Origin of the sequence: Exiguobacterium sp. J17977 (genome assembly GCF_018616375.1) — a bacterium.
GTDB classification, from domain to species: domain Bacteria; phylum Bacillota; class Bacilli; order Exiguobacteriales; family Exiguobacteriaceae; genus Exiguobacterium; species Exiguobacterium mexicanum.
In genome coordinates, this window is record NZ_JAEQBB010000004.1 from 143194 (window position 1) to 158667 (window position 15474).

Annotated in this window: 17 protein-coding genes; 2 read left to right on the plus strand and 15 right to left on the minus strand. The window is 56.2% G+C overall.

The window, feature by feature from the left end; translation table 11 throughout:
* The first annotated feature begins 25 nt into the window (after nt 1-25).
* Complete coding sequence (fadH, locus tag KNO58_RS08760; protein ID WP_251026162.1) at nt 26-790, plus strand: 2,4-dienoyl-CoA reductase; 765 nt, start codon at nt 26-28, stop codon at nt 788-790.
* Between the two features lie 33 nt (nt 791-823).
* On the opposite strand, the gene KNO58_RS08765 is transcribed toward fadH, so the two are convergent.
* The 8 genes from KNO58_RS08765 to KNO58_RS08800 form a co-directional block, all read right to left on the minus strand.
* Nucleotides 824-1411, minus strand: a complete 588-nt coding sequence (locus tag KNO58_RS08765) for an HD domain-containing protein (RefSeq protein WP_214753163.1) — start codon at nt 1409-1411, stop codon at nt 824-826.
* Nucleotides 1411-2085 carry a metal-dependent hydrolase gene (locus tag KNO58_RS08770; RefSeq protein WP_214753165.1) on the minus strand — a complete coding sequence of 225 codons (675 nt, stop codon included), beginning with the start codon at nt 2083-2085 and terminating at the stop codon, nt 1411-1413. Before KNO58_RS08770 ends, KNO58_RS08765 begins: the two co-directional genes overlap by 1 nt.
* A gap of 39 nt (nt 2086-2124) precedes the next feature.
* Nucleotides 2125-2847 carry an amino acid ABC transporter ATP-binding protein gene (locus KNO58_RS08775; protein ID WP_214753167.1) on the minus strand — a complete coding sequence of 241 codons (723 nt, stop codon included), beginning with the start codon at nt 2845-2847 and terminating at the stop codon, nt 2125-2127.
* Nucleotides 2844-3503 (minus strand): amino acid ABC transporter permease, encoded by a 660-nt coding sequence (locus KNO58_RS08780; RefSeq protein WP_021067679.1) that lies wholly within the window; start codon nt 3501-3503, stop codon nt 2844-2846. Before KNO58_RS08780 ends, KNO58_RS08775 begins: the two co-directional genes overlap by 4 nt.
* Before the next feature lie 56 nt (nt 3504-3559).
* Nucleotides 3560-4348 carry a transporter substrate-binding domain-containing protein gene (locus KNO58_RS08785; RefSeq protein WP_214753170.1) on the minus strand — a complete coding sequence of 263 codons (789 nt, stop codon included), beginning with the start codon at nt 4346-4348 and terminating at the stop codon, nt 3560-3562.
* A 182-nt stretch (nt 4349-4530) separates the two neighbouring features.
* The gene (locus tag KNO58_RS08790) at nt 4531-4872 is read right to left on the minus strand and encodes a DUF952 domain-containing protein (RefSeq protein WP_021067681.1); all 342 of its coding nucleotides are present in this window, start codon (nt 4870-4872) and stop codon (nt 4531-4533) included.
* A gap of 55 nt (nt 4873-4927) precedes the next feature.
* The gene (locus KNO58_RS08795; protein WP_021067682.1) at nt 4928-5356 is read right to left on the minus strand and encodes a BrxA/BrxB family bacilliredoxin; all 429 of its coding nucleotides are present in this window, start codon (nt 5354-5356) and stop codon (nt 4928-4930) included.
* 34 nt (nt 5357-5390) lie between these two features.
* Nucleotides 5391-6575, minus strand: coding sequence for a class I SAM-dependent methyltransferase (locus KNO58_RS08800; RefSeq protein ID WP_260570670.1), 1185 nt, complete (start codon nt 6573-6575; stop codon nt 5391-5393).
* A 99-nt stretch (nt 6576-6674) separates the two neighbouring features.
* Here KNO58_RS08800 and KNO58_RS08805 point away from each other — a divergent pair, with 99 nt between their 5' ends.
* Nucleotides 6675-7451 carry a sporulation protein gene (locus KNO58_RS08805; protein WP_214753173.1) on the plus strand — a complete coding sequence of 259 codons (777 nt, stop codon included), beginning with the start codon at nt 6675-6677 and terminating at the stop codon, nt 7449-7451.
* Nucleotides 7452-7532: 81 nt separating this feature from the next.
* Here the strand turns inward: KNO58_RS08805 and KNO58_RS08810 are convergent, their stop codons facing one another.
* From KNO58_RS08810 to yqiS, 7 genes are read right to left on the minus strand one after another with little or no spacing between them, the layout of a single operon-like run.
* A complete protein-coding gene (locus KNO58_RS08810; protein WP_214753175.1) occupies nt 7533-8852 on the minus strand; it encodes a dihydrolipoamide acetyltransferase family protein in 1320 nt (439 codons plus the stop codon).
* A gap of 11 nt (nt 8853-8863) precedes the next feature.
* On the minus strand, nt 8864-9841 hold the full coding sequence (locus KNO58_RS08815; RefSeq protein ID WP_021067686.1) for an alpha-ketoacid dehydrogenase subunit beta: 978 nt from the start codon (nt 9839-9841) through the stop codon (nt 8864-8866).
* Nucleotides 9841-10839, minus strand: a complete 999-nt coding sequence (locus KNO58_RS08820) for a thiamine pyrophosphate-dependent dehydrogenase E1 component subunit alpha (protein WP_029595280.1) — start codon at nt 10837-10839, stop codon at nt 9841-9843. The genes KNO58_RS08815 and KNO58_RS08820 overlap by 1 nt, the downstream gene beginning before the upstream one ends.
* Before the next feature lie 21 nt (nt 10840-10860).
* Nucleotides 10861-12270, minus strand: a complete 1410-nt coding sequence (gene lpdA, locus KNO58_RS08825) for a dihydrolipoyl dehydrogenase (protein ID WP_214753177.1) — start codon at nt 12268-12270, stop codon at nt 10861-10863.
* On the minus strand, nt 12254-13345 hold the full coding sequence (gene buk / locus KNO58_RS08830; RefSeq protein ID WP_214753179.1) for a butyrate kinase: 1092 nt from the start codon (nt 13343-13345) through the stop codon (nt 12254-12256). The genes lpdA and buk overlap by 17 nt, the downstream gene beginning before the upstream one ends.
* 1 nt (nt 13346) lies before the next feature.
* Nucleotides 13347-14468 carry a Glu/Leu/Phe/Val family dehydrogenase gene (locus KNO58_RS08835; protein WP_021067690.1) on the minus strand — a complete coding sequence of 374 codons (1122 nt, stop codon included), beginning with the start codon at nt 14466-14468 and terminating at the stop codon, nt 13347-13349.
* A gap of 19 nt (nt 14469-14487) precedes the next feature.
* On the minus strand, nt 14488-15384 hold the full coding sequence (gene yqiS / locus KNO58_RS08840) for a phosphate butyryltransferase (protein ID WP_214753181.1): 897 nt from the start codon (nt 15382-15384) through the stop codon (nt 14488-14490).
* Between the last annotated feature and the right edge of the window lie 90 nt (nt 15385-15474).

A 15474-nucleotide genomic window follows, 5' to 3' on the forward strand; every position in this document is an offset into this window, starting at 1 on the left:
CCATTCATTCCAAAGGGGGATTTGTATGAAAACGATTTGGATCACAGGTGGCTCATCGGGGATGGGCAAGGCGATGGCGCTAAAATTCAAGACCGAGGGCTGGAACGTCGCCATCAGCGGCCGCAACGAGGAGCGGTTACAAGAGGCGATGGGTGAACTGGAGGCGGTCGGGCCCGGAGCGGCGATGGCCGTGCAACACGACGTACGCGACTATGAGGGGTGTGCCGTCGCACTTGATCAAATCGTCGAGCGGTTCGGTCCAGTGCACGCGCTCGTCAACAACGCGGCCGGCAACTTCGTCTGTCCGACGCTCGACTTGACGCCAAACGGATGGACGAGCGTCATCGATATCGTCTTGAACGGGACGTTCAACTGCACCCACGTGCTCGGCAAACATTGGGACCGGGAGCAACTGCGTGACGGTTCCATCATCAATATGGTCGCGTCGTACGCCTGGCAAGCAGGCGCCGGTGTCGCACCGAGCGCGGCCGCCAAGGCCGGCGTACTCAATTTGACGCGAACGCTCGCCGTCGAATGGGGATATCAGTTCGGGGCGCGCGTCAACGCGATCAGTCCGGGCCCGATCGAGCGGACGGGCGGTGCCGACAAGCTCGCCGTCCACGTCAAAGAAGTCGAGCGCATCCGCCGCAACGTGCCGCTCGGCCGGTTCGGGACGCCGGAAGAGATTGCCGACCTCGCCTATTGGATGGCGTCGGATGAGATGCGTTATTTGAACGGGGACTGCATCTCTCTCGACGGTGGCCATTGGCTCAATAAACATCCGTTCTAACCAAAAAACGGCCGAGGAGACTCCTCGGCCGTTTCATATGTCTTGACCTGTCCATTCCGCTTCGAACCGGTCCAAAAAAGTAAGCATGAACGCATGGCGTTCCCGGGCGATTCGTCGCGCCCGCTCCGTATGCATCTGATCCGCGAGCCGGAGCAACTTCTCCTCGAAATGAGCGACCGCGCTCGTCGGGTCGTCCTCACCGTGAAGGGCATTGCCGCGGGCACCGGCGAATTGGAACGTCCGGGCTATACCGATCGCCCCAATCGCATCGAGCCGGTCGGCGTCTTGCAGGATCGCGCTCTCGCGTGACGACGGGGATCGTCCTTTTGAAAAGGACGTCTCCTCAATCATCGTCAGGACGTGTGCCCGTTGTTCGGTATCGAGTGCCAATGTGTCGAGGTGTCGTGCGACGAGCCCTTTGTCACGCCGGAGCTTCTCATCCTCGACATCATGCAACAGCGCCGCGAGCGTCAAGGCGAGACCATCGACCACCTCGCCTTCCGCGAGATGCATCGCCAAACGGCGGACGCGGTCGAGATGAGCCATGTCATGCCCGGTATGGTCTCCGGCATGGAGCTTTGTCACGTACCGCTCGGTCTCGAGCACCGCTGGATGACTCATCAAATCTCGATCGTCGTGTTCGGCTCAATCAAGAGACCGCGTTGATGCAATTGATCGCAGAACGCTCGAGCGTCTTGTTTGATGGGCGGGAACGTATCGAAATGGATCGGCACGACTCGTTTCGCTTGGAGCCAGTGCGCCGCGTCGAGCGCGTCGACCGGTCCCATCGTGAAGTTGTCTCCGATCGGGAGGAAGGCGACGTCAATCTCGAAGCGTTCGCCATACAGTTTCATATCCGAAAATAGTGCCGTGTCCCCGGCGTGATACACCGTGAGCGCGTTCGTCTCGATGATGAATCCGCCCGGCATCCCCATATAGACCGGGACGTCGCCCATGTCGAGGCTCGAGCTATGGAACGCCTGCGTCATCGTGACGCGGCCGAACGCGAACGAATGGCCGCCCCCGATGTTCATGCCGTGCACCGAGAAGCCCTTCTTCTCGTAATATGTCGCCAGTTCGTGCGTCGCGACGATCGTCGCGCCCGTCTGTTTCGCAATCAACTCGACGTCTTCGATATGGTCGAAATGAGCGTGGGTGAGCAGGATGTAGTCTGCTTTAACGCTCGCCGGGTCGACATCCGTATGCGGGTTGCTCGTCAGGAACGGGTCAATCAAGACGGACGTCCCGTCGATATCGAGTTGAACGGTTGCATGGCCATAGTATGTGATCTTCATAGAAATCCTCCCTTTCTGTTATCAGATGGATCGTTTCAGTTATAAGACTTTTTCTAAGAAGCGTTTCGCACGGTCGGTCTGCGGATTGAGGAGCAGGTCGGCCGGTTTGCCTTCCTCCATCAAGATGCCTTCGTCGAGGAAGAGGACGCGGTCTGCCACTTCACGGGCGAAGCCCATCTCGTGCGTGACGACGACCATCGTCATCCCAGTCTCGGCAAGCCCTTTCATGACGTCGAGCACTTCGTTGACCATCTCTGGATCGAGCGCTGACGTCGGCTCATCGAACAACATGACGTTCGGCTCCATAGCGAGCGCCCGGGCGATGGCGACACGTTGCTTTTGTCCGCCCGACAATTGGCTCGGGTAGGCATCAATCTTCTCTGATAATCCGACGCGTTCGAGGAGCTTTTTCGCCCGTTCGATCGCCTCGGCCTTGCTCACTTTCAAGACGTTGATCGGTGCGTACGTCAAATTGTCGAGCACATTCATGTGCGGGAACAAGTTAAACTGTTGGAACACCATCCCGATGTTTTGACGTGCCTTCGAGACGTTCGCCCCTTTTTTCGTGAGCTCATAGCCGTCGACGCTGACCGTTCCGGACGTCGGTACCTCGAGCATGTTCAAGCAACGGAGGAACGTCGATTTCCCCGAACCGGACGGACCGATGACGGCGACGACTTCCCCTTTCTCAATCGATGTCGTAATGCCTTTGAGGACCTCGAGGTCGCCAAATTGTTTGTATAAATCTTTTACTTGTATCATCTGCCATCACTCTTTCTTAGCCGTTTTTCTAGACGTTGACCAAGATACGTCAACACCATCACTATTGTAAAGTATATCACACCGGCAAACAGGAGCGGTTCAAAGTAGATCGCCTTCTGCCCACCGACGATTTGCGCCCGGCGCATGATGTCGAGCACACCGACCGTCGAGACGAGCGCCGATTCTTTCGTGAGCGTGATCATCTCGTTGACGAGGGCCGGCAAGATGTTTTTGAACGCCTGCGGCAAGATGATCGACCGCAGTTGTTTGACGTACGGGACGCCGAGGGCATCCGACGCTTCCCACTGGCCTTTATCGACCGCTTGAATCCCGGCCCGAATGATTTCCGAGATATAGGCCGCCGAGTTGAGTGAGAACGCGATGACGGCCGACTGGTACGGCGTCGTGATATAACCGGTCAATTGTGGCAACCCGAAGTGGATGATCGCGAGTTGCAAGATGAGCGGTGTCCCACGGAACACGGCCGTGTAGGCGTGTCCGATGAAGTTGACGAGACGGTTCGGGACGATTTTGAATGTGGCGACGACGACGCCAAGCGTGATCCCGAACAAGGCCGAGACGAGCACGACTTGGAACATGACGGGAATCCCTTCGAGAATATACGGGATAGAATCATAAATCCGACTAAAATCCATTGTGAGTTCCTCCTAAAAAAGGCTGACTGATGCTTTCAGTCAGCCTTCTACAATCTTTATTCTGCTGGTGCAGCTTCTTGTTCGAACCATTTTTGAGCCAACTTCTCGATTTCTCCTGAATCGATCATCTTGTTCAACTCTTCATTGAACTGATCGCGGAGCTCGTCATCCTTGCGGAAGGCAGCGGCTGAACCGGCCTCTTCCTCGTCGACGATCTCAAACGTCGTGAGTTCGCTGTCTTGATCGAGATATTTCTTCGCGACCGTGTCCTCGATGACCATTGCATCGATGCGGCCGGTCTTGATTTCCTGAATGATCTCCGGAATCTTGTTCAAGGCGACGATTTCTGCGCCCGGGATTTGCTCTTTGGCAATCCCTTCTTGAATCGAACCGAGTTGGACCCCGACTTGTTTCCCATCTAAATCTTCAAGCGTCTGGATGGCATCGCCTTTTGACAAAATCAAGTTCTTTGCCGTGAAGTAGATATCTGAGAAATCGGCGTTCTCTTTCCGTTCTTCCGTCGGCGTCATACCTGCCATGACAAAATCGACACGACCGGCGTTAAGCGCCCCGAGCAGGCTCCCGAAGTCCATGTCTTCAATTTTCAATTCGTAGCCCATGTTCTCGGCCACTTGCTTGGCGATATCGATATCGAATCCGACAATCTCGTCCCCGTTCGCCGTATCGACGAATTCATAAGGGAAGTAGTCCGCACTCGTCCCCATGACGATGACTTTGTCGTCCTCATCGGTCGATGTCGAACCTCCTTCATTCACGTCTGCCCCACAGGCTACTGAAAAAGCGGCTAGGCTTGCGATACATAATGCTAGAAAACCTTTTTTCATGTTCATCGTCCCTTTCTTCATTAGGATGAAATTATCAGAACTTTAACAAAATTATGACATATATGTGAATGTTGCTCAACAGTTCTCTGACTCATCATATGTCCGACTTGTTCTTCAACCACTATATACACATAATTATTACTTGTAAAGTATATTCATGCATAAAATCCAAAAAAATACGGTCACATTCGCTCGTAAGCAAAATAAGTGACCGTACCGTTGTCGCGAGAGCCGTAAGGCTGCACTCGTTTGACCGAAGCGATGGGAATGGCGCTATACACGTGGGGATAGCGTTCCCCGTCCTCGTCAAACTCATAGTGGAGCAGGCTGCCGAGACGTCCGACATGGAACGAGACGAGCACGACTCGCTCCCCATGATAATGTCGACGCACGAATTTTCCGATCTGTTGCGGGGTGCAACAACGAATGTACCCTTCCGTTTGGAGGGTAGGCTCGTTGATCTCGCCGCGCGACAAAGCGATCGTATATTCGGCCTCGCTCATGATTTTGACGACTGGTTCCATCTCATCGATCCCTTCTTAAGGAAAAGCGCAAAGGCAATGCCTCTGCGCTCACTTCTTAGGCGTAATAAATATCGAACAACGTCTGTAACTGCTCGACGAGCTCTTCGGCCGTCGATGACTCGATCGTGCTCCGTTCGACCATCGTGACGATATTGCCGTCTTCTAGTAGCGCAATCGATGGTGACGACGGGGCGTAACCTTCGAAATATTCACGGGCGCGGTCCGTCGCTTCACGGTCTTGACCTGCGAACACAGTCACGAACTGGTCCGGTTTGACGCCTTCCATCTTATTCACGTACGCCGCTGCCGGACGGGCGATGCCACCAGCACAGCCACATACCGAGTTGACGAGTACGAGCGTCTTGCCTTCTTTCGTTAACGCCGCGTCGACTTCTTCCGGTGTCGTGAGTTCTGTATACCCTGCAGAGCGTACCTCATTGCGCGCTTGTTCGACTACATCTTGAAAGTATAATTGAAAATCCATATTGTTTCCCCTTTCGACTTGCGTCTGTTCTTTCTTATTTTACGTCGAGTGGATCGGTTAGGACAAGTCTATCGCTCAATTGTCCTTCGAGGAACGGTGTCGCGTTCAACAACGTCTTGAAGGCCACATAGCGTGCCCGCGCTTCTGTGGTCGCTTCCCGGTTCGTCAAATACGCCCGGATGAGGATATTCTTCGGTGTGTGCTCCATATCAATGAACTCGAGCAGTTGCGCCTCATAGCCGACGAGGCCGAGCAATTCGGCACGAATCGAGTCGGTGGCGAGCGCCGCGAACCGTTCTTTGACGAGCCCATGCTGCAACATGACGTCGAGGCTCGGTGCCACAAGTTGACGGTTCAACTCTTTTTGACAACACGGCACGCTCAAGATGACTTTCGCCCCCCAGCGCACGGCGCGAGCGAGCGCCATATCCGTCGCCACATCGCACGCATGGAGCGTGACGACCATATCGACCGCCGTCTCCCCTTCGAACTCGTTGATGTCGCCGACGAGGAACTCGAGACGTTCATAGCCGAGGTCGCGTGCAATCCCGGCGCATTCCTCGATGACCTCTTTCTTCAAATCGAGCCCGGTGATATGGACGTCATAACCTTTCATCTCATGCAAGAAGTGATAAAGGGCGAACGTCAAATACGACTTACCCGATCCGAAGTCGAGAATCCGAATCGTCCGGTCGGTCGGTAAATGTTTGATCGAGTCTTCGATAAATTCGAGGAAGCGGTTGATTTGCTTGAACTTGTCATACTTTTGGCGCTTCACTTTCCCGTCCTCGGACTGGACGCCGAGGCGGATGAGGAACGGGACCGGTTCATCGAGCGGCAACAGGTACTGCTTCTCACGGTTATGGCTCAGCTTCACTTGTTTGACGGCCGTCTCACGTTCCTTGAACGTCACTTTGAACTTTTTAGACAGTTGAAAGTGGAACTCGGACGCCTTCAATTGGAACTGTCCTTGGCGAAACGTCTCTAGCAAGTCGTCGAGTTCGATGATTGCCTCGTCCGGTGTGAGATTTTTATGTTTCATCACCCGTTCAAATTGGTATTCGAATTGTATATGGTACTCGCCCTTCAACAGGACCGGCTTCAATTTGACCCGGCGTAAATCGTTCGACTTTTGACGCGGCTGACTGATTGTCGCTGTGACGAGCTCGTTCTGGCGAATCACATCAGCGAGTCGTTCGGTTAATGCTGTATATTCCACTGCGTTCATCCTTTTTTCAATAGTTTCGAAACTTTTGTGCACGTGTATTCGTACATACTATTACACGAACACGTGCAAACGTCAAAGGAGGATCATTGTATGTTCAAAAAGTTATTATCATCAATCGGAATCGGTGCCGCGACTGTGGATACACGACTCGAAGAGAGCGCTTGTGTGCCAGGCGGCACGCTCAACGGCGTCGTCCATATCAAGGGTGGCAGCACCGAACAATCGGTCGACCGGATTTACATCTTCTTCAACACGCTCTATAAGCACGAGGTGAACGACAAGTCGACGTATTCGACGTTCACAATTGAGAAAATCTTATTGAACGAAGCACCGTTCATGATCGGTCCCGAAGAAGTGAAAGAAATCCCGTTCACAATCGACGTGCCGTTCAACACGCCAATCTCGGTCAGCCAATCGAAATCGTGGATCGAGACCGGTCTCGATATCGCCCAGGCCGTCGACCCGAAAGACGAGGACTCGATTCTCGTCAAACCGAACCAGGCCCAGCAAGTCGTCCTCGATGTGCTCGATGACATCGGTTTCCGCTTGAAGAAGGCCGATACGGAGATGCTCCCGGCCCGCCATCGTTCCGGCCGTCTCCCAATCGCCCAAGAGCTCGAATACTCGCCGAACGGGACGAGCTACGGACGTAAACTCGATGAGCTTGAAGTCGTCATGCTGCAAACGGAGGCGTCGCTCGACTTATTGATTCAAGTCGACAAGAGCGTCCACAATCTCGGTAGCCTGTTCGCCGACTTGACCGGGACCGACGAATCGACTCACCGCCTCAGCTACACGAACGCCGAGCTCGCCTCGCCCGAACGCATCCGCCGCGATATCGTGGGGTTGATCGAACGTTCCATCTGAGCGATGCAGCCACGGACATTTCCGTGGCTTTTTTAGTTTTTATATGAAAAATCCTGCCCTCGGTCGAAGGCAGGACGTGCATCAATAGAGCGTATACGTGTCCGGGTCGATGGACTCGAGCGACTGTTTGATCGCCTGCATGAACTGACCGGCGACGAGACCGTCGAGGACGCGGTGGTCGACCGACATGCACAAGTTGACCATGTCGCGCGCCGCGAACATCCCGTTCACCCAAACCGGACGCTTCACAATCGATTCGACTGACAGAATCGCCGCTTGCGGGTAATTCAGAATCGGCGCCGATTGAATCGAACCGAACGCACCTGTGTTGTTGATCGTGAACGTGCCGCCCCGCATCTCGTCCGCTTTCAAGCGGTTGCCGCGGGCACGGGCCGCGACGTCTTGGAGCGCGACGGCGAGACCTTTGATGTTCTTCTCGTCCGCGTGCTTGATGACCGGGACGTAGAGGGCGTCGTTCGCCGCGACGGCGACCGACAGATGGATGTCTTGATGGACTTTGATGTGATCGCCCGCCCATTCAGAGTTCATCATCGGGTGTTTTTTCAGTGCCTCGATCGCCGCTTTCATAAAGAACGGCATGAACGTCAGTTTGACGCCTTCGCGTTTGAAGAACTCGTCTTTCAACTTGGCCCGGGCCGTGACGAGGTTCGTCACATCGACCTCGATCATGAGCCATGCATGCGGGGCCTCATGTTTCGAGCGGACCATGTTGTTCGCGATCGCTTGACGGACACCAGCCGTCGGAATTAGTTCGACTCGGTCCGACGACGCGCCGGTTGCCGGCACAGATGGCGACACGGCCGGTGCCGCGACCGTCTCAGGTACGTCGAGCTTCGTTTGTGTCATCGTCTCTTGGACCGGAACTTGCGTCGCCGCTTCCGGCTTGACCGGACGGCCTTCCGATACGTAGCGGAGGACGTCTTTGCGCGTGATGCGACCGCCGAGGCCGCTACCGTCGAGCTCGTTCAAATCGATTGCGTTCTCGTTGGCGAGTCGGATGACGGCCGGCGAGAAACGGCCGTTATTCTGTTTTCGTGGCGCGGCCGACACTGCAGTGACCGCTTGCTTCGTCTCGACCGGGGCAGCTTCGACTTGTGCCGGTTCTGCTTCCACTTCTGCTTTCGCGGGCGCCGAGTCGGCACCTTCGACTTCCATGACGAGGACCGGTGTGCCGACGGCGACCGTGTCACCTTCACTGATTAAAATCTGTTTCACGACACCGGCACTCGTCGCCGGAATCTCGGCCGTCACTTTATCGGTCATGACCTCGGCGAGCGGCTCATACTCCTCGACGCGGTCCCCTGGTTTGACGAGAAACGTTGTGATCGTCCCCTCAGTGACACTTTCCCCGAGCTGTGGCATTTTGATTGTCTGTTCCATATGACCCCTCCTTAAAAGGCGGCGAGCTGACGTGCCCGCTCCGCGATTTTTTCAGGGGATACGATGAAGAATTTCTCCATCGGTGGTGCATACGGCATCGACGGGACGTCCGGTCCCGCCAGACGCTCGATTGGCGCATCGAGTTCGAACAGCGCTTTCTCGGCGATGATGGCCGCGACTTCCCCGATGATGCTGCCTTCCTTATTGTCCTCGGTGACGAGGAGCACTTTCCCGGTCTTCTTGACGGCTTCGACGATCCCCTCTTGGTCGAGCGGATAAATCGTGCGCAAATCGAGAATGTGCGTGCTGATGCCTTCGGCTTCGAGCGTCTTGGCCGCTTCCTGGGCCATGTGGACGCACAGACCGTACGTGATGATCGTGATGTCGTCACCTTCTCGCTTGACAGCAGCCTTGCCGATCTCGACCGTATAGTCGTCGGTCGGAAGGTCGGCTTTCAAGAGGCGGTACGCCCGTTTATGTTCGAAGAAGAGGACCGGGTCGTTCGAGCGGATGGCTGCCTTGAGCAATCCTTTCGCATCGACCGGGTCGGACGGAATGACGACCTTGAGGCCAGGCGTCGAGTTGAACATCGCCTCGACTGATTGCGAGTGATAGAGCGCGCCGTGGATGCCGCCGCCGAACGGCGCCCGGATGACCATCGGGCACGTCCAATCATTGTTCGAGCGGTAGCGGATTTTTGCCGCTTCGGAGACGATTTGGTTGACCGCCGGCATGATGAAGTCGGCGAACTGCATCTCGGCGATCGGACGCATGCCATACATGGCCGCCCCGATGCCGACACCTGCAATCGCGCTCTCGGCTAGCGGCGCATCGATGACGCGGTCCTCGCCGTACTTCTCAATCAAGCCTTGCGTCGCGCGGAACACGCCGCCGCGGACGCCGACATCTTCTCCGAGCACGAAGACGTTCTCATCGCGGTCCATCTCTTCATGGATCGCTTCATTGATCGCTTCAATAAACGTTTTCATCACATTTCCCCCTCGTACACATGGTCCATCGTCGATTCAGGAGACGCGTATGGTGCCTTGTCGGCGTACGCTGTCGCCTCATTCACTTCACGATCGACGTTCGCCTCGATCTCTGCGAGTTCTTCCTCGGTCATGACGCCATCTTCGATCAAACGCTTCCGGAACAATTGATTCCCGTCACGATTCTTCAGGTCAGCCAACTCTTCGACCGAGCGGTACGCTTTGTCATCGTCATCCGACGAATGCGGTACGAGACGTTCGACTTCGGCTTCGATGAGCGTCGGGCCTTCGCCTCGAAGCGCGCGGGCTCGGGCTTCTTTCACGGCGACATAGACGGCAATCGGATCTGTCCCATCGACCGTGACGCCCGGCATCCCGTACCCTTTGGCGCGGTCCGATACGCGCTCGCAAGCGAGCTGCTTCGAGAGCGGTACCGAGATGGCGTACTTGTTGTTCTCACAGAACAAAATCACCGGCAATTTATGGACACCCGCGAAGTTCGCGCCTTCGTGGAAGTCACCTTGGTTCGATGAGCCTTCTCCGAACGAGACGAACGTGACGAGTTCTTCTTTTTTCAGTTTGGCGGCGAGCGCCACACCGACCGCATGTGGCACTTGTGTCGTCACCGGAGACGAGCCCGTCACGATGCGATGCTGTTTCGAACCGAAATGGCCCGGCATTTGACGGCCGCCCGAGTTCGGGTCTTCCGCCTTGGCGAACGCCGACAACATCAAATCGCGAGCCGTCTGCCCGAAGTGGAGGACAACGGCGACATCGCGGTAATACGGAAGAATATAATCCGTCCCTTTCTCGAGCGCGAACGCCGCCCCGACTTGGGCCGCCTCTTGTCCTTGACACGAGACGACGAACGGGATTTTTCCGGCGCGGTTCAATTTCCACATGCGCTCATCGATTTTACGGGCGCGGACCATCGTCTCATACATCGCACCGAGGTCTTGTTTCGTCAATCCTAGTTCCTCATATGAATTCACAGTCATCTGTTCCATTCTGTTTCCTCCTTAGGCGTGAATCGGTAATCCGTCGACGGCCAGTGCCGCTTCTTGGAACGCTTCGCTCAGCGCCGGGTGAGGATGGACGAGTTGGCCCATTTCCCATGCCGTGGCGTTCAAGACGAGAGCGAGTCCGCCTTCTGTGATTAATTCCGTCGCTTTCGGTCCGACGATGTGCACCCCGAGCAGGTCGTCCGTCGTCTTGTCCGACACGAGTTTGACGAATCCGTCCGCCTGTCCTTCGATGCGGGCCTTGCCGAGGCCGTTGAAACGATACGTGCCCGTCTTGATTTCATGCCCGGCTGCTTTGGCACCTTCTTCGGTCATGCCGACCGATGCGACTTCCGGGACCCCATAGACACAACGCGGGATCAAGGCGTAATCGAGCGGAGTCGGCTCGTGACCGAGAATCGTCTCGACCGCCTTCACACCTTCCGCCGAGGCGACATGGGCGAGTTGAAGCTTGCCGATGCAGTCTCCGATGGCGAAGATGTGACGTTCTTTCGTCCGATACTGCTCATCGACTTGGATGACACCGTTCTCGACGACAATCGATGTGTTCTGTAACCCGAGATGCTCCGTATTGGCGACCCGTCCGACCGAGACGAGCACACACTCGACCGAGATCGTCTCTTCACCGACCGCGAGCGAGACGGCATCGGTTGCTACTTCTGTCCGTTCCGGGTCGACGGTGACGTTTTTCAACACACGGACGCCCCGTTTTTTCAGGAGTCGCTCGACTTCCCGTGACACCGCCTTGTCTTCAAGCGGCAACAGACGCTCTCCGACTTCAATCAACGTGACCGCGACATCAAGGTCGATGAGCATCGAGGCCCATTCGACACCAATGACCCCGCCACCGACGATGGCGATGGATTCTGGCAACTGCTCGAACTGGAGCAGGTCGTCCGAGTTCAAGATACGTGTATGGTCAAACGGCAGGCCTGGCAATTCGCGCGGAATCGACCCGGTCGCGATGATGAGCTGGTTCGGCAAGATGAGCTCGGACTCCCCGGATTCGTCTTCGACCGCGACCGTTCCCGGCTGCGGCGAGAAGATGCTCGGTCCCAAAATCGATGCCTTTCCGCGAAACACCTCGATTTTGCCTTGCTTCATCAAGTGCTCAATACCTTTTTCTAGTCCCGCGACCAAGTCGCGTTTGAACGACTGGGCCCGCTCCATATTGAACGAAACCGATCCCGTCTCAACACCGTACGCGCTCCCGTGTTTTGCCGTCTGATAGACGTGGGCCGCTTTCAACAACGCTTTCGTCGGGATGCAGCCTTTATGTAGACATGTCCCGCCGAGTTTCTCGGCCTCCACGATTGCGACAGTTTTCCCGGCTTGGGCCGCCTTGATGGCCGCAACATATCCGCCAGGACCGCCGCCGATGACGACAATCTCAAATTCTCGTGCCATGTGTATCCCCCTCATATTCTCGAACTGCTTCTTCATGTCGGATGGTCCGGAGTGCGCCTTCGGCGAGTGCCTTCAGCTCATCTTCACCCGGATAGATGTGGACTGGCGCCAAATAGCCGACGCGCGCACTAATTTGCTCGGTCAGCCAAGTCGAATAGGCGATGCCACCCGTCAACAGAATCGCGTCGACGTCGCCGCGTAGCGTGGCGCCGTGTTTGGCGATTTCTTGGGCGACGCGGTATGCCATCGTCTCGTAAAGGAGAGCGGCCTGTTCATCCCCATCTGCCATGCGCTGTTCGATTTCAATCGCGTCGAACGTCCCGAGGTGAGCAAACAACCCGCCTCGTCCGACGATTTTCTGTTTCATTTCCGACTCTTTATACCTGGTACTATAACATAGTTCTACTACCTGTCCAACAGGAATCGAGCCTGCCCGTTCCGGTGCGAGCGGCCCATCGCCGTCAAGTCCGTTGTTCACATCGATGACGGCCCCTTTGGCGTGGGCACCGACCGTGATACCGCCCCCTAGATGGGCGATAATCAAGTTCAGCTCTTTGTAATCGCTTCCATTTTCAGCTGCGAATCGTTTCGCGACCGCCTTTTGGTTCAAGGCATGGAAGATGCTACGGCGATTGATTTCAGGCATTCCCGTCATTCGCGCGAGCGGGCCGAGCTCGTCGACGACGACCGGATCGACGATAAAATTCGGTACTTGAAATAATTCGCCAAGCTTGTGCGCGAGCAGCCCGCCCAAATTTGAGGCATGCATCCCGAAGCGACCGCTCGCCAAATCCTCACGCATGAGCGGGTTGACGGCGTACGTCCCCGATGTCATCGGGGCCAGTAAGCCGCCGCGACCGACGATCGCGGACAACTCCTCGCCCGCGATATTCGACTCGGCCAATAAGTCCCGTACTTCGCGTTCTCGATGCGGCAATTGCTCCGGAAGTGACAATCCTGTGACGTCGGCCCCGTGACGGACGGTACGAGACAATATCTCGTCCGCTCCGTCAAACAAACCGACCTTCGTCGATGTCGAACCCGGGTTGATGGCAAGAATGAGCTGTCGTGTCATCTCAGCGCCCACCCAATAAGCTCTTTTCGACTTTCAAGAACTGGCTGCGTGAACGGGACATCATCTGAATCCGTTCCTCGGCCATCTTCTCGGCGGCGACATGCGTCGGCACCCCATCGCGCTCGGCGATTTCGAAGACGCGTTGCATGTTGTCATAGATGAGTTCGACTTTCTTCATCGCCCGCTCACGGTTATAGCCTTCGAGCTCGTCGGCCACGTTGATGACACCGCCCGCGTTGATGACGAAGTCCGGCGCATAGAGAATGCCGCGCTCCTCGAGCACGTCCCCGTGACGGTCCTCGGCGAGCTGGTTGTTGGCCGCACCGGCGACGATTTGGGCTTTGAGTAGCGGGATCGTCTTATCATTGATGATGGCACCGAGCGCACATGGGGCGAAGATGTCACAATCGACCGCATAAATCTCATCCGGTTTGACGACCGTCGCGCCGAAGTCCGTCTCCGCGCGCTTGAGCGCCTCTTCGTTGATGTCGGTGACGACCAAGTGCGCCCCTTCTTCATGCAAATGACGGCATAAGTTGTAGGCGACGTTACCGACACCTTGGACAGCGACCGTCTTGCCGGCGAGCGAGTCCGAACCGAACTTCCATTTCGCCGCCGCCTTCATGCCGCGATATACACCGTACGCGGTCACCGGTGACGGGTTGCCGCTCGATCCGAACGCCGGGCTGACACCGGTCACGTAATCCGTCTCCATGTGGATGAAGTCCATGTCGGCGACCGACGTATTGACGTCTTCCGCCGTGATATAGCGACCGCTGAGCGATTGCACGTAACGACCGAACGCACGGAACAACGCCTCCGATTTGTCCGTCTTCGCATTGCCGATGATGACAGCTTTCCCGCCACCGAGGTTAAGTCCCGCCGCCGCGTTTTTATACGTCATCCCTTTCGCGAGACGAAGGACGTCCGTGAGCGCCTCTTCTTCCGACGCATAGTTCCACATCCGCAGTCCCCCGAGAGCTGGTCCGAGTGTCGTGTCATGAATCGCGATAATCGCCTTCAGTCCTGACGCCTGATCTTGGCAAAAGACGATTTGCTCATAGTCCTCGGCCTGCAAGACGTCGAAAATTCGAAAGCGTGGTTCCATGTTTGTTTCCATCATTGATGATTCCTCCAAAAATTTATTTTTTAGCGTGCAAGAGTGCGAAGGCGAGTGAATACAGTTTGGCCTCGGCCGTATCGGCCCTACTCGTCAAGACGACGGGTGCGGCTGCGCCGACGACGATTGCCGCCACGCTCGCTCCGGCAAAGTACATCATCGATTTATAAAGGACGTTGCCGACCTCTATGTATGGGACGAGCAATAGGTCGGCTTGTCCGGCGACGTCGCTCGCGATGCCTTTCTGTTTGGCCGCGACCATGTCGACGGCGTTATCGAGCGCGAGCGGACCGTCGACGACACAACCTTTGATTTGGCCCCGTCGGTTCATTTGAGCGAGTAGCGCGGCATCCGTCGTGGCGGCCATCTGTGGGTTGACCACTTCGACGGCGGCGATGGCCGCGACGCGTGGCAACTCATAGCCGATGTCTGTCATCGCATCGACCGCATTGGTGATGATGTCGACTTTCTCCTCGAGCGTCGGTGCGATATGGATGGCCGCGTCGGTCACCCCGATCAATCGTTCCCGGTTCGGGATTTGAAACAAGGCGATATGGCTGAGTGTCCGGTTCGTCCGGAGACCCGACTCACGGCTGAGCACGGCCTTCATGAACGTCGACGTCGCGACCATGCCTTTCATGAGCACATCCGCTTCCCCGGTCTTGACCGCGAGCGTCGCCCGCTTGGCCATCTCCTGATCGCCTTTGACGTGGATGATGTCGACCGCATCCTCCTCGATGCCGTGCTCGTCACATAACCGTTTTGTCTCCCGGGCATCTCCATACAATTTAAAGCGGGATAGCCCGTGGTCGGTCGCGAGTTTGACGGCGCGGATGACCTCCACGTCGGCGGCCCCGGCAATCGAGACGGTGCGTCCGTCCAACCGTTTCGCCTTTTCAAGCATCCGTTCAAAATTCATGCATGTCCCCCCTTGCCTGTCTTCATCTTTTATCATGCAAGTTTGTTTCCACTTTTGAAAGCGCTTTAATCGGTCGTGGTGTCTGCATTT

Excerpts from the sequence above, each read along its gene's own strand:
- fadH (WP_251026162.1), top strand. The coding sequence starts at position 26 with ATGAAAACGATTTGGATCACAGGTGGCTCATCGGGGATGGGCAAGGCG.
- KNO58_RS08765 (WP_214753163.1), bottom strand. The coding sequence starts at position 1,411 with ATGAGTCATCCAGCGGTGCTCGAGACCGAGCGGTACGTGACAAAGCTC.
- KNO58_RS08770 (WP_214753165.1), bottom strand. The coding sequence starts at position 2,085 with ATGAAGATCACATACTATGGCCATGCAACCGTTCAACTCGATATCGAC.
- KNO58_RS08775 (WP_214753167.1), bottom strand. The coding sequence starts at position 2,847 with ATGATACAAGTAAAAGATTTATACAAACAATTTGGCGACCTCGAGGTC.
- KNO58_RS08780 (WP_021067679.1), bottom strand. The coding sequence starts at position 3,503 with ATGGATTTTAGTCGGATTTATGATTCTATCCCGTATATTCTCGAAGGG.
- KNO58_RS08785 (WP_214753170.1), bottom strand. The coding sequence starts at position 4,348 with ATGAAAAAAGGTTTTCTAGCATTATGTATCGCAAGCCTAGCCGCTTTT.
- KNO58_RS08790 (WP_021067681.1), bottom strand. The coding sequence starts at position 4,872 with ATGGAACCAGTCGTCAAAATCATGAGCGAGGCCGAATATACGATCGCT.
- KNO58_RS08795 (WP_021067682.1), bottom strand. The coding sequence starts at position 5,356 with ATGGATTTTCAATTATACTTTCAAGATGTAGTCGAACAAGCGCGCAAT.
- KNO58_RS08805 (WP_214753173.1), top strand. The coding sequence starts at position 6,675 with ATGTTCAAAAAGTTATTATCATCAATCGGAATCGGTGCCGCGACTGTG.
- KNO58_RS08810 (WP_214753175.1), bottom strand. The coding sequence starts at position 8,852 with ATGGAACAGACAATCAAAATGCCACAGCTCGGGGAAAGTGTCACTGAG.
- KNO58_RS08815 (WP_021067686.1), bottom strand. The coding sequence starts at position 9,841 with ATGAAAACGTTTATTGAAGCGATCAATGAAGCGATCCATGAAGAGATG.
- KNO58_RS08820 (WP_029595280.1), bottom strand. The coding sequence starts at position 10,839 with ATGACTGTGAATTCATATGAGGAACTAGGATTGACGAAACAAGACCTC.
- lpdA (WP_214753177.1), bottom strand. The coding sequence starts at position 12,270 with ATGGCACGAGAATTTGAGATTGTCGTCATCGGCGGCGGTCCTGGCGGA.
- buk (WP_214753179.1), bottom strand. The coding sequence starts at position 13,345 with ATGACACGACAGCTCATTCTTGCCATCAACCCGGGTTCGACATCGACG.
- KNO58_RS08835 (WP_021067690.1), bottom strand. The coding sequence starts at position 14,468 with ATGATGGAAACAAACATGGAACCACGCTTTCGAATTTTCGACGTCTTG.
- yqiS (WP_214753181.1), bottom strand. The coding sequence starts at position 15,384 with ATGAATTTTGAACGGATGCTTGAAAAGGCGAAACGGTTGGACGGACGC.